The sequence below is a fragment of the Thiomonas sp. UBA7699 genome, from assembly GCF_002482605.1.
GTDB classification, from domain to species: Bacteria; Pseudomonadota; Gammaproteobacteria; order Burkholderiales; family Burkholderiaceae_C; genus Thiomonas; species Thiomonas arsenitoxydans.
The window spans coordinates 58,398-79,255 of sequence record NZ_DLGH01000018.1 but is presented as its reverse complement, the minus strand read 5'-3'; the positions used below and the strand labels follow the sequence as shown (position 1 = coordinate 79,255).

At 63.6% G+C, this 20,858-nt stretch carries 21 protein-coding genes; 7 read left to right on the top strand and 14 right to left on the bottom strand.

Annotated features, from left to right (window positions below):
- Positions 1 to 21: 21 nt before the first annotated feature.
- The 8 genes from fabF to B3H47_RS07460 form a co-directional block, all read right to left on the bottom strand.
- Positions 22 to 1,257: a beta-ketoacyl-ACP synthase II gene (fabF, locus tag B3H47_RS07495; RefSeq protein ID WP_286986613.1), complete on the bottom strand. Its 1,236-nt coding sequence runs from the start codon at positions 1,255 to 1,257 to the stop codon at positions 22 to 24.
- A 135-nt stretch (positions 1,258 to 1,392) separates the two neighbouring features.
- Positions 1,393 to 1,632 carry an acyl carrier protein gene (gene acpP / locus B3H47_RS07490; RefSeq protein WP_013106675.1) on the bottom strand — a complete coding sequence of 80 codons (240 nt, stop codon included), beginning with the start codon at positions 1,630 to 1,632 and terminating at the stop codon, positions 1,393 to 1,395.
- Positions 1,633 to 1,742: 110 nt separating this feature from the next.
- On the bottom strand, positions 1,743 to 2,513 hold the full coding sequence (gene fabG, locus B3H47_RS07485) for a 3-oxoacyl-ACP reductase FabG (RefSeq protein ID WP_286986612.1): 771 nt from the start codon (positions 2,511 to 2,513) through the stop codon (positions 1,743 to 1,745).
- Positions 2,510 to 3,445 (bottom strand): ACP S-malonyltransferase, encoded by a 936-nt coding sequence (fabD, locus tag B3H47_RS07480; RefSeq protein ID WP_286986611.1) that lies wholly within the window; start codon positions 3,443 to 3,445, stop codon positions 2,510 to 2,512. The genes fabG and fabD overlap by 4 nt, the downstream gene beginning before the upstream one ends.
- A 30-nt stretch (positions 3,446 to 3,475) precedes the next feature.
- Positions 3,476 to 4,453, bottom strand: a complete 978-nt coding sequence (locus B3H47_RS07475) for a beta-ketoacyl-ACP synthase III (protein ID WP_286986610.1) — start codon at positions 4,451 to 4,453, stop codon at positions 3,476 to 3,478.
- Positions 4,454 to 4,488: 35 nt separating this feature from the next.
- The gene (plsX, locus tag B3H47_RS07470; RefSeq protein WP_286986609.1) at positions 4,489 to 5,544 is read right to left on the bottom strand and encodes a phosphate acyltransferase PlsX; all 1,056 of its coding nucleotides are present in this window, start codon (positions 5,542 to 5,544) and stop codon (positions 4,489 to 4,491) included.
- A gap of 99 nt (positions 5,545 to 5,643) precedes the next feature.
- The gene (rpmF, locus tag B3H47_RS07465; protein ID WP_013106680.1) at positions 5,644 to 5,826 is read right to left on the bottom strand and encodes a 50S ribosomal protein L32; all 183 of its coding nucleotides are present in this window, start codon (positions 5,824 to 5,826) and stop codon (positions 5,644 to 5,646) included.
- Between the two features lie 62 nt (positions 5,827 to 5,888).
- On the bottom strand, positions 5,889 to 6,431 hold the full coding sequence (locus B3H47_RS07460; RefSeq protein ID WP_286986608.1) for a YceD family protein: 543 nt from the start codon (positions 6,429 to 6,431) through the stop codon (positions 5,889 to 5,891).
- A gap of 161 nt (positions 6,432 to 6,592) precedes the next feature.
- Here B3H47_RS07460 and B3H47_RS07455 point away from each other — a divergent pair, with 161 nt between their 5' ends.
- From B3H47_RS07455 to B3H47_RS07445, 3 genes are read left to right on the top strand one after another with little or no spacing between them, the layout of a single operon-like run.
- Complete coding sequence (locus B3H47_RS07455) at positions 6,593 to 7,069, top strand: YeeE/YedE family protein (RefSeq protein ID WP_286986607.1); 477 nt, start codon at positions 6,593 to 6,595, stop codon at positions 7,067 to 7,069.
- 1 nt (position 7,070) lies between these two features.
- On the top strand, positions 7,071 to 7,496 hold the full coding sequence (locus tag B3H47_RS07450; protein ID WP_041609016.1) for a DUF6691 family protein: 426 nt from the start codon (positions 7,071 to 7,073) through the stop codon (positions 7,494 to 7,496).
- The gene (locus tag B3H47_RS07445) at positions 7,496 to 8,131 is read left to right on the top strand and encodes a Maf family protein (RefSeq protein ID WP_286986606.1); all 636 of its coding nucleotides are present in this window, start codon (positions 7,496 to 7,498) and stop codon (positions 8,129 to 8,131) included. Before B3H47_RS07450 ends, B3H47_RS07445 begins: the two co-directional genes overlap by 1 nt.
- On the opposite strand, the gene B3H47_RS07440 is transcribed toward B3H47_RS07445, so the two are convergent.
- Positions 8,105 to 9,088 (bottom strand): S49 family peptidase, encoded by a 984-nt coding sequence (locus B3H47_RS07440; RefSeq protein ID WP_286986605.1) that lies wholly within the window; start codon positions 9,086 to 9,088, stop codon positions 8,105 to 8,107. The genes B3H47_RS07445 and B3H47_RS07440 overlap by 27 nt on opposite strands.
- 224 nt (positions 9,089 to 9,312) lie before the next feature.
- On the opposite strand from B3H47_RS07440, the gene B3H47_RS07435 reads away from it, so the two are divergent.
- Positions 9,313 to 10,092: a hypothetical protein gene (locus B3H47_RS07435; protein WP_156054599.1), complete on the top strand. Its 780-nt coding sequence runs from the start codon at positions 9,313 to 9,315 to the stop codon at positions 10,090 to 10,092.
- A gap of 54 nt (positions 10,093 to 10,146) precedes the next feature.
- On the opposite strand, the gene B3H47_RS07430 is transcribed toward B3H47_RS07435, so the two are convergent.
- Positions 10,147 to 11,583, bottom strand: coding sequence for a DUF5666 domain-containing protein (locus tag B3H47_RS07430; RefSeq protein ID WP_286986604.1), 1,437 nt, complete (start codon positions 11,581 to 11,583; stop codon positions 10,147 to 10,149).
- The gene (locus B3H47_RS07425) at positions 11,580 to 12,434 is read right to left on the bottom strand and encodes a DUF6502 family protein (RefSeq protein WP_286986603.1); all 855 of its coding nucleotides are present in this window, start codon (positions 12,432 to 12,434) and stop codon (positions 11,580 to 11,582) included. Before B3H47_RS07425 ends, B3H47_RS07430 begins: the two co-directional genes overlap by 4 nt.
- Before the next feature lie 127 nt (positions 12,435 to 12,561).
- On the opposite strand from B3H47_RS07425, the gene B3H47_RS07420 reads away from it, so the two are divergent.
- Positions 12,562 to 13,314, top strand: a complete 753-nt coding sequence (locus B3H47_RS07420) for a hypothetical protein (protein WP_286728933.1) — start codon at positions 12,562 to 12,564, stop codon at positions 13,312 to 13,314.
- A gap of 37 nt (positions 13,315 to 13,351) precedes the next feature.
- On the opposite strand, the gene B3H47_RS07415 is transcribed toward B3H47_RS07420, so the two are convergent.
- Positions 13,352 to 14,011: an HAD-IA family hydrolase gene (locus B3H47_RS07415; protein ID WP_013106690.1), complete on the bottom strand. Its 660-nt coding sequence runs from the start codon at positions 14,009 to 14,011 to the stop codon at positions 13,352 to 13,354.
- Between the two features lie 23 nt (positions 14,012 to 14,034).
- Complete coding sequence (locus tag B3H47_RS07410) at positions 14,035 to 15,024, bottom strand: RluA family pseudouridine synthase (protein ID WP_286728932.1); 990 nt, start codon at positions 15,022 to 15,024, stop codon at positions 14,035 to 14,037.
- 753 nt (positions 15,025 to 15,777) lie between these two features.
- On the opposite strand from B3H47_RS07410, the gene B3H47_RS07405 reads away from it, so the two are divergent.
- A complete protein-coding gene (locus B3H47_RS07405; RefSeq protein WP_286986602.1) occupies positions 15,778 to 18,798 on the top strand; it encodes an Rne/Rng family ribonuclease in 3,021 nt (1,006 codons plus the stop codon).
- Positions 18,799 to 18,829: 31 nt separating this feature from the next.
- On the opposite strand, the gene B3H47_RS07400 is transcribed toward B3H47_RS07405, so the two are convergent.
- Complete coding sequence (locus B3H47_RS07400; protein WP_286986601.1) at positions 18,830 to 19,756, bottom strand: NAD-dependent epimerase/dehydratase family protein; 927 nt, start codon at positions 19,754 to 19,756, stop codon at positions 18,830 to 18,832.
- A gap of 24 nt (positions 19,757 to 19,780) precedes the next feature.
- Between B3H47_RS07400 and B3H47_RS07395 the strand changes: the two genes are divergently transcribed.
- Positions 19,781 to 20,812 carry a CDP-6-deoxy-delta-3,4-glucoseen reductase gene (locus B3H47_RS07395; RefSeq protein WP_286986600.1) on the top strand — a complete coding sequence of 344 codons (1,032 nt, stop codon included), beginning with the start codon at positions 19,781 to 19,783 and terminating at the stop codon, positions 20,810 to 20,812.
- Positions 20,813 to 20,858 lie beyond the last annotated feature (46 nt).

The following is a 20,858-nucleotide window of genomic DNA, read 5'->3' as shown; positions in this document are numbered from 1 at the left end:
AAAAGACAGCTAAATTGTCCCTCAGACGCGCTTGAACAGCAGCGACCCGTTGGTGCCACCAAAACCGAAATTGTTTTTCAGCGCGTGGTCGATGCGCATGTCGCGCGCGGTGTTGGCGCAGTAGTCCAGATCGCATTCCGGATCGGGTGTCTGCAGATTGATGGTCGGCGGGCACACCTGATGATGCAATGACAGCACGGTATAGACCGACTCGACCCCTCCGGCGCCACCGAGCAGGTGGCCGGTCATCGACTTGGTGGAATTGACCACCAGCTTGTAGGCATGGTCGCCAAAAGCGAGCTTGATGGCGTCGGACTCGTTCTTATCGCCCAGCGGGGTGGAGGTGCCGTGGGCGTTGATCATTTGAACCTGGTCGGCGGTCACGCCGGCGTTTTTCAGCGCCAGCAACATGCTGCGGCGGGGGCCGTCGGTGTTGGGCGCTGTGATATGCCCGGCGTCACCGCTCATGCCGAAGCCGACGAGCTCGGCGTAAATCTTCGCCCCGCGTTTGACTGCGAGGTCGTAGTCTTCCAGCACCATGACGCCAGCGCCTTCACCCAGAACAAAACCATCGCGGTCCTTGTCCCACGGGCGACTCGCGGTGGCCGGGTCGTCATTGCGGGTGGACAGGGCGCGCGCCGATGCAAAACCACCGATGCCCAAAGGCGATACCGTGGCCTCGGCGCCACCTGCAACCATGACGTCAGCATCTCCGGCTTCGATGAGGCGCGCAGCCAAGCCGATGGCGTGCAGCCCGGTGGTGCAGGCCGTGACGACAGAGAGGTTGGGGCCCTGAAAACCGTATTCGATAGACACATGCCCGGACACCATATTGATGATCGATGCCGGTACAAAAAACGGTGTGACGCGGCGCGGGCCGCGCTCGAGCAGTTCCTTGTAGGTGTTTTCGATCAGCGGCAGACCGCCGATGCCTGACCCCACTAACACGCCGACCCGCTCAGGGTCGAGCCCGGCCTGGTCGATGCCGCTGTCACGCACAGCCTGCATCGACGCGGCAATACCGTAGTGAATGAAGGTATCCATGTGCCGCGCTTCCTTGGCGGCGATGTACTGCGTCACATCGAAATCACGGACTTCGCCTGCGATTTGCACGGAATAGGCCGAGGCATCGAACTTGGTGATGCGTCCGATGCCGGATTTGCCAGCGAGCAGGTTTGCCCAGTTGTCATCCAGCGTGTTGCCCAGCGGGGAAACCGCGCCCAGGCCAGTAATCGCAATTCGTCGACGAAGAGTCATGTGAAATCAGGTAAGCCGCGCCCGCGCAGAAGCATGGACGCGAGCAAAAGTGAGCCAGAACAAAAAGGATTCAAAACAAGGTCGCTCAAGGTGCATGGCCGATCAAACAAATCGGCGCTGCAATTGAACCCGTCATCAGGCCTTGTAGTGCGCCTTGGCGTAGTCAACCGCCAATTGCACGGTGGTGATCTTCTCGGCGTCTTCGTCGGGAATCTCGATGTGGAATTCGTCTTCCAGCGCCATGACCAGTTCGACCGTGTCCAGAGAATCGGCGCCCAGATCATCCACGAAGGATTTTTCGTTGGTCACCTGGTCTTCGGCAACGCCCAGTTGCTCGGCGATGATTTTCTTGACGCGCTGTTCGATGTCACTCATTGAAACCTCCAGTGGAAATATGAAAAATTTTAGCAAGCGCCGAAGCTGACTTGGCGACAGGCCGAGAGCATAACCCCGCCCGGCGACAACGTCGCGCGTTTCGGCAGGTGTTATTGCATGTACATGCCGCCGTTCACATGCAGAACGGCGCCGGTGATGTAGGCCGCCAAGGGCGAGGCCAGAAAAGACACCGCATGCGCGATCTCTTCAGGCTTGCCCAGACGGCCCAGGGGAATGCGCGCCAGCATCGGCTGGGTCTGCGCCTCGGTCAGCGCCCGGGTCATGTCGGTATCGATGAACCCCGGCGCCACGCAATTGACTGTGATGTTGCGGCTGCCCAGCTCTTGCGCCAGCGCTCGGGTCATGCCCGCCACGCCGGCCTTGGCCGCGGCGTAATTGGCCTGCCCCGGATTGCCCGACGCGCCGACGACCGAGGTGATGTTGACGATGCGGCCGTAACGCTGCTTCATCATGGGGCGCATCACAGCGCGCGACATGCGGAACACACTGCTCAGATTGGTCGAAATCACGGCGTCCCAGTCGGCGTCGCTCATGCGCATGGCCAGCATGTCGCGAGTGATGCCGGCATTGTTCACCAGAATCTGCAGCCCGCCTTCGGCTTTGACGATCTCGTCGACCAGACGAGCGCCTGTCTCGGCGTCGTTCACATCGAGCACAGCCCCTCGCCCGCCGAAGGCCCGCAGGACCTCGGTAATGGCGTTTGCGCCGGACTCCGAGGTCGCCGTGCCGATGACGCGAGCGCCCGCAGCAGCCAGATCTGCCGCTATGGCCGCGCCGATGCCGCGCGATGCGCCCGTGACCAGGGCGATCTGACCGGCAAGTGCTTGGGCGGTGGAAGTGTCAGGGGAGGTATTGCTCATGCCAGGGCGGTTTGAAGGGAAGGAATCGCGGACAGATCGTCCAGGGCAAATGACTGCAGGGCGGGATCGATCCGTCGGGTCAGGCCATGCAGCACTTTACCCGGGCCACATTCGACCAGCGTCGTGCAGCCCGCCTTCGCGATGGCCTGCACGCACTCGACCCAGCGCACGGCATGACACGCCTGACGCGCCAGTGCGTCGCGGATTTGATCGGGATCGGTTGGATGCGCCACGTCCACATTATTGATCAGTGTGATCTGCGGCGCCTTGATCGCCACCCCTTGCAGATAGACGCGCAACTGGTCGGCCGCGCCCCGCAGCAGACTGCTGTGAAACGGCGCTGAAACCGACAGCGGCAAAGCGCGCTTGGCCCCCACCGCTTTCAACACCTCGCAGGCGCGCGCCACGGCGGCTTGCGTCCCGGCGATCACCACCTGGCCCGGCGCATTGAAATTGACCGCTTCCACCGCCTCGCCGGTCTCCTGCACAGCCTGCGCACATCCGGCACGCACTGCGGCGTCGTCCAGACCCAGCACGGCCGCCATGCCACCGGCCCCGACGGGAACCGCGTCCTGCATGGCCTGGGCGCGAAATCGCACCAAGGGCAAGGCATCGGTCAGCGTGAGGCTTTCGGCCGCGACCAGCGCGGTGTATTCGCCCAGACTGTGTCCGGCGACAAAGTCGGGTTTGCGCCCGCCCTCGGCCAGCCAAAGGCGATAAAGCGCCACGCCCGCAGTGAGCATGACGGGCTGGGTGTTGGTTGTCAGATTGAGTTGCTCGGCCGGGCCCTGCGCGATCAGAGCGCCCACATCCTGCGACAGGGCCGCGCTGGCCTCCTGCAGGGTGTCGCGCACGGCAGGGTGATCGGCCACTTTGTCGAGCATGCCGACGGACTGTGAACCTTGTCCGGGGAAAACGAACGCAAATGTCATGTTGGTACAGGAGTTGAACGTCTGCAAGACTCAGTAATCGACGACCGCAGCGCCCCAGGTCAAGCCGCCGCCGACGGCCTCGAACAACAAGGTGTCGCCGCGCTGAATCTGCCCGCTGCGCACGGCGACATCGAGCGCCAGCGGAATCGAGGCGGCCGAAGTGTTGCCGTGCTGATCGACCGTCACGACGATTTTGTCGAGCGGAATACCGAGTTTCTTGGCGGTATGCGTCATGATGCGGATATTGGCCTGATGCGGCACCATCCAATCCACATCGGCGGGCAAGCGGTCGGCCTTGGCCAGCGCCTCGCGGGCCACGTCTTCGAGCACGTGGACGGCTTGCTTGAATACCGCCTGTCCGTCCATTTTCAGGAAAGGACTGCCCGCAACCTGGCCGCTCGACACGCGCCCCGGAGTGCACAGGATGGACGATTGCCGGCCGTCCGCATGCAGCGCGCTGGCCAGCACACCCGGGGTTTCACTGGCACTGAGCACCACAGCGCCAGCGCCATCGCCAAACAGCACGCAGGTGGTGCGGTCATTGAAGTCGAGAATCTGCGAAAACACCTCGGCGCCGATGACTAGGGCATGCCGCGTCATACCGCTGCGCACAAACTGATCGGCCACGGTCAGGGCGTAGACGAATCCGGCGCATACCGCCTGCACGTCGAAGGCCGCGCCTCCGGCGGCACCAAGACGGCCCTGGATGAGGGCCGCGTTGGAAGGAAAAATCATGTCCGGCGTGGACGTGGCCACAATGATCAGGCCAATGTCATGGGCCTGCAGTCCGGCCGATTCGAGGGCGCGACGGGCAGCTTGTTCGCCCAGATCGACACTGGTCGTCCCTTCTTCGGCGAAGTGACGAAAGCGGATGCCGGTACGTGCCACGATCCATTCATCACTGGTTTCGACGCCGCGCTGGGCCAGATCGGCCGCCAGTTCATCGTTGCTGACTTTGCGGGGGGGCAGTGCGCTGCCGGTGCCGGAAATACGGGAATAGGAGGGCATGGAACAGATCGTTCAGAGAGGTGCAGCGGGGTGACTCAACTCGCCGGAGCGAGCGCGGCCCCGGTGGGTGATGACTCGTGCATCACTTCGAGAATTCGTTCGGTATGGCGCACCACGTCACCCTGCACCGCTTCATGCGCGCGCAGCAGCGCCTGCTCGAAGCCAAAGGCATCCGCCGAGCCGTGGCTTTTGACGACTAGGCCGCGCAGACCCAGCAGGGCCGCGCCGTTGTAACGGCGGTGATCGACGCGCTTGCGGAATCGTTTGAGCACTGGCATGGCGAACAGCGCCATCAACTTGCTCAGTGGCGTGCGGGTGAACTCTTCGCGGATCATGCCAGAGAGCATTTGCGCCAGACCTTCGGAGGTCTTGAGCGCGACATTGCCGACAAAACCGTCGCACACGACGATATCAGTCGTGCCCTTGAAGATATCGTTGCCCTCGACGTTACCGTAAAACCGCAGACGCCCGAGCGTGTCGGCTTCGCGCAGCAATTCGGCCGCCCGCTTGATGGTGTCGTTGCCTTTGATCACCTCTTCGCCGATATTGAGCAGCCCAACCGTCGGCTGCGCATGCCCACCGGCCGCCGCATACGCCGTACCCATGACGGCGAACTGCAGCAGGTGCAAAGGCTCGCAATCGACGTTGGCGCCCAGATCGAGCATCAGCGTTCCCTCGCCCTTCTGGTTGGGCAGATAGGTCGCGATGGCGGGTCGTTCAATGTCGAGCAGGGTCTTGAGCAAATAGCGCGCAAGCGCCATCAAGGCGCCGGTATTGCCTGCTGATACGCAGGCCTGCGCACGACCGTCCCGAACCTGCTCGATGGCACGGCGCATGGATGAATCGCGTTTGCGGCGCAGCGCAACCTCGACCGGGTCGTCGGAAGTCACCACCTCACTCGCCGCAACGAATTCGATCCGCGAATCGTTTTTCAGGCGCAACGACTCCATCAGCGGCATGACGGCCTCAGCCTGGCCGACCAGAATCAGCCGACTGTCCGGATGCGCCTGCAAAAATTGCACGCAGGCTGGCAGGGTCACTCTCGGACCATGGTCTCCACCCATCAAATCGACGGCCAGAGTGGAACTCATGACACAGCGGGCGCCAACATCGAAGGCCCCTTCGCAGGCACGCATGACAAACTATCGCCCCGCATTTGCAGGCGACGCAGGGTGCGCAAAGGCAAGCGCTTACTCGTCAGATTTGGTCTTGACCACTTTGCGCCCACGGTAAAAACCGTTCGGGCTGATGTGGTGGCGCAGATGCGTTTCGCCCGTGGTCGGCTCAACCGCCAGCGGCGGCGCGCTCAAAAACTGGTGGGCACGGTGCATGCCACGCTTCGAAGGTGATTTCTTGTTTTGCTGGACGGCCATGGCAATCCCCTGTGAAAAAGCTGATCATTATATGCGATGGCGTTGCCCCGCGACATAGCGCACTAGCGTTTCTTTTTTGCGTCGCCCAGCAGATCGCGCAGATTGGCGAAGGGGTGCTGGCGGTCCTCGGCAGGCGCCTCATCGGTGCGTGAAGGCGTCGGCTCGGGAGCATCACGCTGCGGGCAGACGTCGTGCATGGGCACGATGGGCAGGGCGAGGATGAGTTGGTCCTCGATGAGGGTCAGAACGTCCACGGGATGGACCGCAGGCAGCGCCTCGTCTTCGGCCTCGACTTCGGCCTGAGTCAGTTCCGGCTCTTCGGCCACCAATCGAAAATCGACGGTTTCGTCAACCGCATATTGCATGGCCTGCAGACAGCGCTGGCAGATCAGAGGAAGCGCCCCACGCACTTGCAAAATCACCATGGCCTGCGGACGCATGCCGATCCGTTCGCGCTGAAAACCCTGTAGCGCCCATTGCACGGGAGGCCCTTGCGTGCTCGACAACAATTCGCTCAGGCGGGGCAGTTCAGGCAACGACACCCGGCCGTGCAGTTCTCCGCCGGAACGGGCGAATTCGAACAAGGTCAGCGCACGGGGCGGCATCGCCCCGGAGTCAGGAGGGGTTGTGGAGTGGTGTTGGGACATCACCTGAGTTTACCGGCTGCAACATCTCGCCGAGACAGGGCGCAGTCCCTCTCCTACACTACCGAGTATGCAAAAAAAGTGATCCATATCACTTCGACCCCCAAAATAGGATGAGATTGATGAACAGTATTGCGCAGTGGTTCCCCCTGGGTTGGGAGCCTTTTTTTTATGGCGGCATTTTCATCGGACTGGGCGTCAGCGTGCTGTTCTTGCTGACTGGCCTGATCGGCGGCGTCAGTACCGCTTACACCGCAGTTTGGTCGCTGGTGTCGCGTCATCCCTTTTTTCAACACGAAAAATTCATTTCGACCCGTAACTGGCGCTTGATGTACGGCCTGGGTCTGATCGTCGGTGCAGTGGTGTTCACCTACACCCTCGGGCATGGCGAAGGCTTCGTGACCCAAGTGCCGCTTTGGCAGTTGTTCCTCGGCGGCATCGTCGGCGGGTTTGGCGCCCGCATGGGGGGGGGCTGCACCTCGGGGCACGGCATCTGCGGCGTCGGGTCTGGGCAGTTGCCATCCATTCTCGCGGTGATCATTTTCCTGTGTACCGCCGTCATCACGGCGCATGTGGTTCGCGCCTTGGGAGGGTTCTGAAATGCAACGTGTTCCTCCTTTCGCAGTGATGCTTTCGGCCTTGTTCGCCGGGGCCTTGTTCGGCTTCGGTCTGGCGCTGTCCACCATGGTCAAGCCCGAGGCCATTCTGCAGTTTCTACTGCTCAAGAATCTCGGTCTGCTGCTGGTGATGGGAGGTGCTGCCGGCGTGACCTTCATCGCCTACCACCTGCTGCCCCGACTGATGAAGCGGCCGGTCTTTGGCGTGGTGTTCGGCAAACACCCCTCACATCTGGACGCGCGCACCCTGATCGGCGCCGCGATATTTGGCGTGGGCTGGGGGCTGAGCGGCGTGTGTCCGGGCCCGGCCATTGCTGGTCTGGGGGTGGGTAACTGGCCGCTGCTGCTGAGCATCGCGGGCATACTCATCGGCGCATGGCTGCATGGCCGGTTTTTCGGCAAGCATTGATGACGGGGCCGGCTGATCCCGTTCTGGTTCTCGCGTCGACCTCGCGCTATCGCGCTGAGCTGCTCCAACGCCTGCGCGTGCCTTTTTCTAGCCGCGCACCCGAGGTGGACGAAACCCGCAGAGTTGATGAGTCTGCTCTCGATCTGGCGCTGCGCCTGGCGGCTGAAAAGGCCGCCGCGGTGGCGCGTACTGCGCCAGGCTGCTGGGTGATCGGCTCCGATCAGGTGTGCATGTTGGGGGAAGAGGCGCTCGGCAAACCCGGCTCCCATGCGGCTGCGGTCACTCAGTTGCAGCGACTCAGCGGGCGTGACGCCGTGTTCCACACCGCGGTTTGCGTCATCGACCCAGACGGCGGCGTACAAGTGCGCAACTGCCCCACCGAAGTGCGATTCCGCACGCTGAGTCCGACGGAAATCGAAACCTATCTGACGCTGGACGCACCCTACGACTGCGCGGGCAGCGCCCGCTCGGAATCGCTCGGCCCTGCGCTACTCAAGCACATGCGCAGCGACGATCCGACCGCCTTGATCGGCCTGCCTCTGATCGACCTGTGCGACATGCTGCGCCTGAGCGGTTTCGACGTGCTGGCGCGAGCGCTGAATTCCAGATCAGCGCAGCGACCAGCCCAGGTTTGAGAGTTCGCGCACCGCGCCCATGCCCAGCGAGGCGCCAAAACGCTTGGCCAGACGCTCGGCCACGTTTTCCTGCACGGTGTAATCGACGATATTCGGCGCTTTGATCTTGTCGCGCGCGATCTGGTCGACATCGCCGTAGCCGTCGGCCAGTCCTTGTTTCACGGCCGACTCGCCCGTCCACACCAGGCCGGAGAAGGTCTCGTCATTCACTTTCAGTCGGGCGCCGCGACCTTTTTCCACCGCCGCGATGAACTGTTTGTGAATCTGTTCCAGCATGCCCAGGGCGTAGGTTTTCTGGTCCTCGGGCATGGGGGTGAAGGGATCCATGAACCCCTTGTTGGCGCCCGCGGTGAGCAAGCGACGGGTTACGCCGAGCTTGTCCATCAGGCCGGAAAAGCCGAAGCCGTCCATCAACACGCCGATGGAGCCCACCAGACTGGCCGGATTCACATAGATGTCATTCGCCGCCGCCGCCACGTAGTACGCCCCGGAGGCGCACACCTCTTCGCAGACGGCGTACACCGGCTTGTTGTATTTGGCGCGAAGCCGCTCGATCTCGGCAAAAATCTGGCTCGCCTGCACCGGGCTGCCGCCCGGGCTGTTGATGCGCAGGATGACGCCGCGCGTGTCCGGGCTGGAAAACGCATCCTGCAAGGCCGCATTGATATTGTCGGCACTGGCCTGCGAGCCGATGGAGATCTCGCCGTTGAGCTCGATCAGCGCCGTATGCGGCCCGGTGGCGGTGCTACTACCGAACTCGGCGATCATGCCGCCGAAAAAGATCAGCGCCACGATGCCGAGCAGGACGAAGCGGAAAAAAATCGACCAGCGCCGCGCCCGTCGTTTTTCGTTCACGACCTCGAGCACCAGTTTTTCCAGCACCTGCCGCTCCCACGCACCGAGTTGAGCGGACGACTCAGAACGTTGCGGGGGAAGATCTGGGGGGGATGCGCTCATGTTTCGGGCTCGGAGAATGAAAAACGGGACGGGTCGCCAGAATACCAGCGCTTCATTGACGCGCAGGCACGTCTCGCGCCGACGTGCCGGACGGGTCTCGGCACGCCGGTTTGCGATTCGACAAGGATCAAGTTTGAGTTTTGTGTGACACTTTCCCACGTCTCAACCTATCGGCCTTTCCTGGTCGTTCTATTTCCTTCAGTCCTCCTCGCGCGAGATCCCATATGGCCCTTCGTCCCACCCTCATCGCCACCCTGCTTGCTCTGGGGGGTGTTTGCACCGCACAAGCCGAACCCGCACTCACGGTCGGCAACACGCTGTCCTTTTTCCAGGGCAAATTCGGCACCAACAACAACATCAACATCCGCTACGACGCCACCGACATTCAATACGGCGACAGCAACTGGCGCGTCAAACTCACGGTGCCCTACGTTTCTGAAAGCGGCCTGCCCGTCGGCTCCACCATCGTCGGCAACACGGTTGTAGGCGGCTCCGGTTCCACGCAAACCCGTTCCGCAAGCGGTCTGGGCGACGTGTGGCTGGCTGGGCATTACAAAATTTTCCAGGGCGGCGGTCTCACGCCCTCCATCACGCCCTACGCCAAAGTCAAATTCGGCACCGCCTCGTCCGACAACGGTCTGGGCACGGGCAAGAACGACTACGAGTTGGGGGTGGGCCTGCAGCAGATCGTGGGCAAAAGCTGGTTTCCGTTTGCCAATCTGGGCTACCGTTTCGTGGGCAACCCGGCCGGACAGAATCTGCGCAACATCGCCATCTATCAGTTTGGCGCCAGCTATGCGGCCAGCCAGCAGCATATTTTCACCTTGATGTATGCCGGTCAGCAGTCGATGGTGGCCGGGGCGTCCGCCCCCTCAGATCTGATTGCGGCGTGGAATTACAACCTCACCCCAAATGGCAGCGGGTTCCAGGTCTATGTGGACAAGGGCCTGAGCAACGGCAGCGCCAATTTTGGCGTCGGCATAGGCGGCCAGATCGTGTTCTGAGCTCCGTTCTCACCTCGCCCTCTGATAAAAAAGGCCAGCGCAAGCTGGCCTTTTTCATGGACGCGGCACACTGGGAATCTGCAGTCCGCTGGGCAAGGCGGGCGTGGTCACGCTGGGGGTGTTCACAACCGGCGGGGCCACTGTCGGCGGCACGACGACGGGCACTTGCGGCGGTGCGACCACGGGGGGCGCCACGGAGGGCATGTTGACGGCGGGCATTTGCGGCACCTGCGGCACGGCGGGCGCCGCGGGAATCGAGGGTGCGGTGAACCCCGGCTGGATCACCGTAGGCACTGTCGGCGCGACGAAGGCCGGGCTCGACAGGTTCAGCCCCGCACCGTTCGATATGAACTGGGGTGTCGCGCCGGTCACCGAGCCCTTATCACCCGCTTTTGCAGGAGGCGTCTGTCCACCCGCCAGGGGCGGCAGCGCAAATTGCAGGGCGTTCACGTTCGGGATCACGCGCTCGACCGCCACCGTCTGCGCTGCTGTCAAGGTGCCGGCGATGAACACCGGCGCGGCCTGCGACCGAGCGGCGGACTGCAATTGCGCCTGCATCAGCGCGTCGGCGCCCCTGATCTGAAAGCCTTGCAATTCCCAACCTGGCCTGCCCTGCGACCCGGCCTGCAAAAAACCCACCATCGCCACACGCGTGCCGATGGGCGCGGCCAAAGGCGCAATCGGCTGTAGGGAATCAATCACATTTCCCTGGCTCTGCTGACTGCCGCGCGCCACGACCTCGGCGCCGACCGCCAGCCCGGTTTGCGCCGCCCCGCTGCGCACAGACAGCCAGACGCCATTGATCTTGACCCGCTGCGGTTGAGCGCTGGTCGCCTCGATTTTGCCGCGCAGCAAGAACGGCGAACCGTGTCCCGCAGGCGGAGACGAGAGCAGAGTCAGCCGCATCGCCTGCCAATGCCCCGCGCCTTGATCGAGCGCGCTGATGCGCACCTCGTCGCCCACCTTCAGGCGCGATAGCGGCAAAGGCTGATCTTCAGCGGTGCGCAACAAAGTGCTGGGCAGGATTTGCACGGTCTGGCCCAGCACCACCAGTCGCCCCTGAGATTGATCGATCTGCGACACGCGACCGATCACCGCATGACTGATGTCCACCGCCAGCGCATCCAGCCTCCCGCCCTGCTCTACAGCATGGACGCGCACCAGATCGCCCAAATGCAGGCTGTTCTCGGATGCGGGCTGACCGTCCACGCGATAGCGTGTCTGCGCGGGCAGTTCATATTCGCCGCCGTTGACGAAAATGCTGCCGAAGCGCTGAACCGGGCCGATGGCCACGATTCCCGTCCCGCCGATTCCACCAGGGCTGATGCCGGTGCCGCCGATGCCGCCGGGGTCGATACCCGTACCGCCGATCCCGCCTGGCGTGGCCGCAATCGAGCCCGCCAGACTCAGCATCAACCCTAAGCAGGCCACGCCCACGAAGCGCAGCCCCGTGAGCCAGGCACGGACGACGGCTTTCAATGCGGCTTTCACGGCTGCCCCCCGGCTGAGTTCGAAGCGGGCATATCGTCTTCGTAGTAATAGACACCGAGGCGCAGGCGCTTCTTGCTGGTTTGCGGCGCACCGAGATCGTCAGCTTGCGCGGATTGAGCCGTCTTTTCCGCACGCACGATGCGCTGGTAGGCCTCCTGCAAAACCTGTTCACCGAGCTGACGCAGATCGTCGCGCACCTCGCCCGGCACGATGGGCGGCAGATCGTCGAAATAGACCGATTGCTCCAGATAAGTCGGCGTGCGACCTTCCAGGTTGTGCACCGTGGCCCGCAGATGGTCGCCGATATGCGCCCCCATGAAAGCCAGCCTGTCCTCGGGCAGATCGGAGACGTAGCCGCCGCGTGCCAGCCTCACCACGTCATCCTGCTGCTCCACCACGCCAGCGCGCAGCAGTTCATCCAGCACGGTACGCGGCCGCATGTCGGCCTTCACCAGCCGCACCAGATTTTCAAAACTGGCCGCGGCGCCCGCAGCGCGCAGCGGCAGGGCAAGCGGTTCACCTTGCGGGTCGCGATACGCCTCGCAAGCCACCCAGGCCGCCACCACCTGCGCCGACATATTGGCGCCATGCCGCAGGGCAATCTCACCCGATCCGCTCTGCAATTCTTCTCGCAGACGCCGGACTTCCTTGCGGTGGATGCCGCTGAGCAGACTCACACGGCTATCGGTCGGTACGGGTTTGCCGTCGCGCTGATCGAGCGCGATGACTTCGCCCACATAGACAAATTTGAGCAACTCGGCCAGAGCGCCATAGGTCCAGCCCTGCGTAATGAGATAGCGCACGAAGGGCCGCAAGATGGACAGGGCGGCAGATTTGAGAGCGGCGGACATGGTGAAAGGATAAACGGAGCGATTCGGCTTGACGTGGGAAATTTTGCCACTATTATAAACACAAGCGCTTCAGTGGGAATATTTACCACACGGCGTGAATCATCCTTCCTTCTTTCAGGAGAACATCATGTCCAAGACCCGTACCCTCGCCGTTCTGTCCGCCGCTGTTGCAGCCACTTCGCTCTCCATCGGTCTCGCTTATGCCCAAACCGCCGTGAATGCCGTTCAGGACGGTCAACTCTCGGCGACGACCTCGACGCGCACGGCCGATCAACAGGCCAAGCCCGCCACTCGCACCGAGACCGCCACTTCGGCAAACACCCGTGCTGAAACCCGCACCACGACCCAGAGCCACACCCGCACATCAAGCGGCGAATCGGTGCGTCATACATCCGGCCAAACCGGGGCGCAAACTCGCACCGAAGCGCAGCATCGCACTACGGTGCAAACACGTTCCGCCACGCAAGGTCAGCCGGGCGCCGCCGGAGCAGCCGCCCCCACGCTGCGCACAGGGGACGCGGGCGTTGGCCAAGGGCTAGGCGCGCGCGCAGGGGCGCAAGTCACCACGCAGGTACCCTCGGTGCAAACTCCTTCAGTGCAAACCCCCAATACGCCTGCCGTTGCCTCGCCTGCGGTCACCATTCCCGTGATCAATAGCCCAGCGGTCAATGTGCCTTCGGTCAACACGCCGTCGATCAACGTGCCCGCGGTGACAACGCCGCAAATCAACATCCCCGCGGTGGCAACGCCCTCGGTCAACGTGCCGGTAGTGACAACTCCGAGTGTGAATGTTCCGGTGGTGCAGACTCCCACGGTCAATGTGCCGGTAGTGAATTCCCCGGCCATCAACATCCCGAACTTGATGCGTCCGCAGATGTAAGACGCGGCGGCAGTCAGCGAGTGGCTGACTGCCGCGCTTACCCGTGCTGGGCGAGAAATTCCTGCAGTTCCGCGACGGAATGCACCAGCCCAGCGGGGGACAGCGACTCCAGACGCGCCACATCGTGCGCGCCGTAGCTCACGCCGATGGCATCGCATTCGGCGTTGAGCGCCATTTGCAGATCGTGCGTGGTGTCGCCCACCATCACGGTGCGCTGCGGCGGGCTGGCAAGTTCGGCCATGATTTCGTGCAGCATCGCCGGGTGCGGCTTGGAAAAGGTTTCATCAGCGGTGCGGGTGGCGTCGAACAAGCCGCGCAGTTCGGGCCGGTCCATCGCCCGCGTCAGACCGATGCGAGACTTTCCGGTCGCCACCGCAAGGTTGTAGCCGGCCGATTTGAGTTCATGCAGCAAATCCAGCACCCCGTCGAACAGCACCAGTTCGCCATCGAGCGCGAAGTAATGTTTGCGGTAGGCCGCAGCCAGTTTGGGATAGTCGGCATGCGGCAACTCGGGTGCGGCGTGCCGCAGGGCATCCTCCAGCCCGAGGCCGATGACATACGACGCCGCCTCGCGACTGGGAACCGTCAGCCCCAGATCCTTGCAAGCCTGCTGGATCGCCCCGGTGATGGCCGCGGTGGAATCCATCAGTGTGCCGTCCCAGTCGAACACAATCAGGTCATAGTTCTGTCGGTGCATGGTGCGGGCAAGGGTTCAGGAAGTCAGGACTGCGCGAATTGTGCCCGCAAATGATGAAGCCACTGCGCGCAGTTTTCGGGCAAGGGCGCGCGCAGTTCCAGCCGCTCGCCGCTCGCCGGGTGCGCAATCGCCAGCGACTCGGCGTGCAAAAACATGCGCCGGAAGGGCGGCACGCCCGCCTGCCCCCGCGCCAGCAGGGCGTTGAGGCTGTCATCCCCATATTTATCGTCGCCGACGATGGGATGGCCGCAGTGCGCCAGATGCACCCGGATCTGATGGGTGCGTCCCGTCAGCAACCGCGCCTGCATCAGGCTCAAGCCGCCCCAAGGCCCCAGGCCCGGCAGCGCAAATTGCTCTTGGGAACGAAACTGAGTACGCGACTCTTGCCCCTGCTGCGCGTCCACCCGCACGCGCCGTTCACCGTTGGCGAGCAGGTATTTATGCAGCGGTGCCTCGATCATCACCGCCCCACGCGTCCAGAGTCCGGCAACCAGCGCGAGATAGCGTTTGTCGGCGTGACGTTCGCGCAGTGCCGCGTGCAGCGTGGTCAACGCGCTGCGCTTCTTGGCGATAAGCAGCAGACCCGAGGTGTCGCGGTCGAGCCGGTGCACCAGTTCGAGAAACTTCGCCGTGGGCCGCGCCGCGCGCAAAGCCTCGATCACGCCGAAACTCACCCCCGATCCGCCATGCACCGCCACGCCTTCGGGTTTGTTGATCGCCAGCAGAAAATCATCTTCAAACACCACGGGAAATTGCAGCGCAGGCGCCGCGCGCGGCGCGTCGGGCTGCGCCACCCGCACCGGCGGAATCCGCACCTGATCGCTCGACTGCAGTTTCTGATCTGCGCTGGCCCGACCGCCATTGACCCGCACTTCGCCCGATCGCACGATGCGATGAATATGGCTGCGCGGCACGCCCTTGAGGTGGCGCGCCAGAAAGTTATCCAGCCGCTGCCCCTCGCCCGCATCGCCGACCTGAAGGAGCCGAACCTGGGGAGATGGCGCGGTGTGCATATAATCGAGCGTGAAGTTGTGAAGTTGGAAGACCGAATTTTGGCAATATTTCCGCGAAGTTGCGTGCAGTTTCACATGATGCCGCTGCGCGACGTGCCAAAAGCGGAAAGACTGCCTCCTGACAGGTTTTCGTGCGGGTACTGCATGCGACCGGGTTGCTGATATCACCCGATACGAGTGCATGCGAAACCGGCGAATCTGCCGTGACAGGAAAGGCATTCTAGGTTCAGCTTCACACTGCTCGTTTTGCCACACCACCGATTCCGGTCGGGGCAGATCGGACAGACTTCACCGAAATGAGCGTTGGCCCAAAGCCCGAGTGATGCCGTCGCGCAAATGCGTTTGACGCCTGCGACGACCGCCCGGCTTTGCCATCCTGGATCTGAAACCTTGAATCGACTCTTCGCCCTCGACCGCCCCTCAGCGCTGATTCTGCGCTGCGTGCTTTTGTTGTTGGCGAAATCTGCTTGTGCTCACCTGCCGCGAACCCTCTGCTCCCCCGCTGTTGCGCCTGATCGCTGCAACAGCCTGCGCATCGCCACGCCTGGGCCAAACGCCCGGCATCGCGAAGACCACGCGCTCCGAGGCAGACCGATTGGTGGAGGTTTTTGCATGAGTCCTGTCTGATTCTGCCCGCCGGGCGTGCCGCACATCAGCGGCGAACCCGGCCTGGTTTTAGCTCCGGAGATCAACGCATGGGGGCGCCCTGGCGCCCGCTTTGTATCGGCCGCATGAAGCGGCCAGGAGCTTGAAATGAAACGCATGTTGTTCAATGCCACGCAGTCGGAAGAATTGCGCGTGGCCATCGTCGATGGACAGAAACTTCTCGACATCGATATCGAACAGGCCGGGCGCGAGCAGCGCAAGGGCAATATCTACAAGGCCGTCGTCACCCGCGTCGAGCCCTCGCTCGAAGCCTGTTTCGTCGATTACGGCGAAGAGCGCCACGGTTTTTTGCCGTTCAAGGAAATTTCGCGCCAGTACTTCAAGGAAGGCGTGTCTGCGTCGCAGGCGCGCATTCAGGACGTGATCACCGAAGGCCAGCAACTGCTGGTGCAGGTGGAAAAAGAAGAGCGCGGCAACAAGGGCGCGGCGCTGACCACCATCATCTCGCTGGCCGGGCGCTATCTGGTACTCATGCCCAACAATCCGCGCGGCGGTGGCGTGAGCCGTCGCATCGAGGGTGAAGACCGCCAGGAACTGCGCGAGACGATGGACCAGCTCCAGCATCCCGAAGGCATGAGCCTGATCGCCCGCACCGCGGGCATCGGCCGCAGCGCGGAAGAGTTGCAATGGGACTTGAATTACCTGCTCAAACTCTGGAGCGCCGTGCGCGACGCTTCGGAGACGCAAAAGGGCGCCTTCCTGATCTATCAGGAATCTTCGCTGGTCATCCGCGCCATCCGCGACTACTTCACCAGTGACATCGGCGAAATTCTGATCGACACCGAAGACGTGTTCGAGCAGGCACGGCAGTTCATGCTGCACGTCATGCCCGACACGGTCGAGCGCGTCAAACGCTACCGCGACGACCTGCCGCTGTTCTCGCGCTTTCAGATCGAGCAGCAGATCGAAACCGCCTATTCGCGCACGGTCAACCTGCCGGCCGGCGGCGCCATCGTCATCGACCACACCGAAGCGCTGGTCGCGGTGGACGTCAACTCCGCACGCTCTACGCGCGGCAATGCCATCGAAGACACCGCTCTGCGCACGAACCTTGAAGCCGCCGACGAAGTCGCCCGCCAGATGCGGCTGCGCGACCTTGGCGGCCTGATCGTGGTCGACTTCATCGACATGGAAGAGCCGCGCAACCAGCGCGCCGTCGAAGACCGCCTGCGCGACGCCATGCGCCAAGACCGCGCCCGCGTGCAGGTGAGCAAGATTTCCAAGTTCGGCCTGCTCGAACTCTCGCGCCAACGCCTGCGCCCGGCCCTGTCGGAAGGCGCTTACGTGACCTGCCCGCGCTGCAATGGCACGGGGCATATCCGCGACACCGAATCGAGCGCCCTGCAAATCCTGCGCATCATCCAGGAAGAGGCCATGAAGGAAGGCACGGCCGCCGTGCACGTGCAAGTGCCGGTGGAAGTCGCCTCCTTCCTGCTCAACGAAAAGCGCGCCGAGATCACCAAAATTGAGTTGCGCCAGCGTCTGTCGGTGCTGCTGATCCCCAACAAGCACCTCGACACGCCCAACTACAAGCTCGAACGCCTCAAGCACGACGATCCGCGCCTGGACAACCTGCCCACCAGCTACAAAATGGCTGACGAGGCCGAAGAAGACACCGCCATCACCCGCCGCGAAAAAGAACAGCGCCCGCGTCAGGAAGCGCTGGTGCGCGGCATCACCCCGGAAGGCCCGGCCCCGGTCATGCCCGCCCCGGCTGCCGACAAGGCTCCCGCCCCCGCACCGGCCCCGGCGGTTGCAACCCCCGCCGCCGCGCCTGCTGCTGCCGCAACGGCTGGCGGCGGTTTGTTTGGCTGGGTCAAGCGTCTGTTCTCCGCCGAACCACAACCCTCCGCTGCCGTGCAAGAGCCGCCGGTTGCCGCGCAGCCTGCCACCCCGGCCTTGACCAAGGCGGATGGGCAAGGCGGCCGCGGCGCACGCACGGCTTCCGGCCAAAACGGCAACCGCCGTCGCGGCGGCCGTGACCGCCAGCGCGAAGGCCAGGGCGAAAACCGGCAGCGCGGCAATCCGGCCGCTGGCGCCCAACCCGCCGATGCCGCCGAAGCCGCAGCAGGAGAAACCACCAACCCCCGCAACCGGCCGCCCCGTGGTCAACAGGGCCAGGCCGAACGCAGCGAGCGCCCCAAGCGCGAGCGCAACCCAGAAGAGGCCGCGGCCCGCAAGGAGCGCGCGCAAGCCGCACCTGAGCAAACCCGCGCACCCGGCGAAGAATCGGCCACGGACACGGCCGAACGTTCATCCGGAAGCGGGCGTGGCGGCAATCGCCGCCCGCGTCGTGAGCCCGTTGAAGCAGCGCCCGAAGCCGAACTGATCGATGCTCAGGCGCTTGAAACCCAAGCCGAGGACGATACCGAGGCCACCCCAGCTCTGACCGTCGGAGCGGGCGACGAAGCGCAGACCGAGCGCAAATCGCGCAATCGCCGCGGTCGTGGCCGCCGTGGTGGACGCCGCGAAGGCGCCGCCGCTGACGAAAACGGCAATCTGAGCGCCGAAGCGAACGAAGCCGTTGCCGTTGCCGATGCCGATGCGGACGAAACAGCGGGTCGCAGCTTCGGCTCCCTGGCCGCGCCGCTGGCTTTGGGCGCCGTCGAAGCCCCCGCCGCGCCCGCGCTGGAAGATCAGACGCCGCTGATCCTCAGGATCGACGCCCCGGCCGACCTTGCCGTGGAGGCTGCTCGGCCTGCCCCTCAGCCCGTTGCCCGGCCTTCCGAAGAAGCGCCGCTCGCCACGACCGAAGCTGCGCCCGCCGCAGCAGAGTCGTCCTCCCTGATCGTCAAAGCGGTTGAAAAAGCCACTGTGGCAACGACGCCCGCAGCCGAGCCCGCACCCGCTCAGGCCGCCGCCTATGCCCTGCCGGTCGATGCTCTGCAGGCAACGGCGCAAGCCGCCGGACTGCAATGGGTGCAGTCCAATGCCGACGCCATCCGCCGCGTGCAGGAAGAACTGGCCGCGCAACCCGCGCCCATTCATGTGCCGCGCGAACGCAAGCCCGCGCCCAAGCAGCTCGACGATGGCCCGCTGATTCTGGTGGAAACCGCTCGCCCGCTGCCTACGCTGCAATTGCCGGAAAACAATCCGCCGGCGCATTGATCGGCGGGATCGGTCGGCGAAATTGGTCGGCTTATCGAACCTTGCCTGAACGCAACCCCAGCAACACCTCGGGGTAGCGCAGGCGGGCGCGGAGTTCGGCTTTCATGCGCGTGTTGTCCAGTCTTCTCGACTCGCGCATGAAACTGAGCATCATCGGGCTCAGGCCCGATGCCTGTGCTTGGTCACGGGCCACGCGCTGCGGCCGAGGCAGACCATAGAGATCGGCGGCGAGATCGAAGTAGTCTCCCATGCGCAGCGCGCTGTCGTCGCAGACGTTATAGACCCGCCCCGGCGCGGCGCGCTCGAGCGCCAGCAAACACAGCCGCGCCAGATCGTCGGCGTGAATGTGGTTGGTGTAAACATCATCAGCGGGCGTCAGCACCGGCAATCCGCGCTCCAGTCGGCCCTTGGGCGAACGTGACCCACCGTCGTAAATGCCGGGAATGCGCAGCAAGCCCACGCGCCAGCGATGCTGCACACCGGCACGGCGCCAGAGGCGCTCGGCATCGCAGCGGCGTTGCGCGCGTTCGGTTTGCGGTAGGCACGGGCGCGTCTCGGGCGCGAGTTCGCCCTGGCAATCGCCGTACACCCCCGAGGTGCTGGCATAGACCACGCGCAAGGTATTTTTCCCGGGGCCAGATAACATGCCCGACTGTTTCAGTCTGGAAATCAGGTGGCGACTGCGCTGATCGCGCGGGCCGGACGTATCGCCCGGCGGGGCCAGCATCAGCACCCGTTGGGGCGCAAGCTGGGCCAGCCGCCACAGGGTTTGCGGCTGATCGAGATTGCCGACGAGGGGCACGATGCCTGCGGAGCGCAAGCTCTCCAGCCGCTGGGGCGAGGAAGTCAGCGCCAGCAGCCGGTAGCGCCCGCGCGCCAAGGCCGCCACCCGCATGCCGATGTCGCCACAGCCCACGATGAGCAGCCGGGGTCGGCCGCGTCCAGATTGATCGTTCACAGTTCACACCTAATCATTGTTCACATGAGTCATCAAGTCACCGTTCAGCCCAGCGGCCACCAATACGCCGCCGAGGCCGAAGAAACCCTGCTCGCAGCCGCCATCCGTCAATCGGTCGGCCTGCCCTACGGCTGCCAGGACGGCGCCTGCGGCTCTTGCAAATGCAAGCTGCTCCAGGGCGAGATCGAGCTGGGCGTTCACCAGCTCAAGGCGCTGAGCGAGGCCGAACGGGCGCAGGGCTTCATTCTCGCCTGCCGCGCCAAGGCGCTCACCGATGTGGTGATCGAAAGCCACGAAGTGGTTGGCGTGGGCGAATTTCCGGTGAAAAAAATGCCCGCGCGAGTCAGCAGCATCGAGCATCTCGCCCCCGATGTAGTTCGGGTCATGTTGCAACTGCCTGCGGCGGATCCGCTCCGCTATCGCGCCGGACAGTACATCCAGTTTCTGCTGCGTGATGGCGCACGGCGCAGCTATTCCATGGCCAGCGCGCCCAGCGAATCCCCGCAGGTCGAACTGCATCTGCGGCACATGCCGGGCGGCAAGTTCACCGATCATGTGTTCACCGCGATGAAGGAGAAAGAGATCCAGCGCATCGAAGGCCCGTTCGGCAGTTTTTTCCTGCGCGACGATCCCGAAAACAAACCCTTGATCTTCTTGGCTTCCGGCACAGGTTTCGCACCGATCAAGGCCATACTGGAACAGATGCGCACCAACGCTGACCCGCGCGAAGTCACGCTGTATTGGGGCGGGCGCAAGCAGCAAGACCTCTACCTGCACGACTGGGCGGTACAGCAATGCGCCGCCATGCCGCATCTGCGCTTCATTCCTGTGCTCTCCGAGCCTGACGCCGACTGGAGCGGGCGAACGGGTTTCGTCCATCAAGCCGTGATGGCCGATGTACCCGACCTTTCCCGCCATGCGGTTTACGCCTGCGGCGCTCCCGTCATGGTCGAAGCCGCGCAGCGCGATTTCACCCAGCAGTGCAAGCTCCCCGAAGACGCCTTCTTCGCCGACGCCTTCACCACCGAAGCCGACAAGGCTGGGGCGAAAGCCTGAAGCGCCAGACACCGTGAAAACAAAAAGGCCCGCATATTGCAGGCCT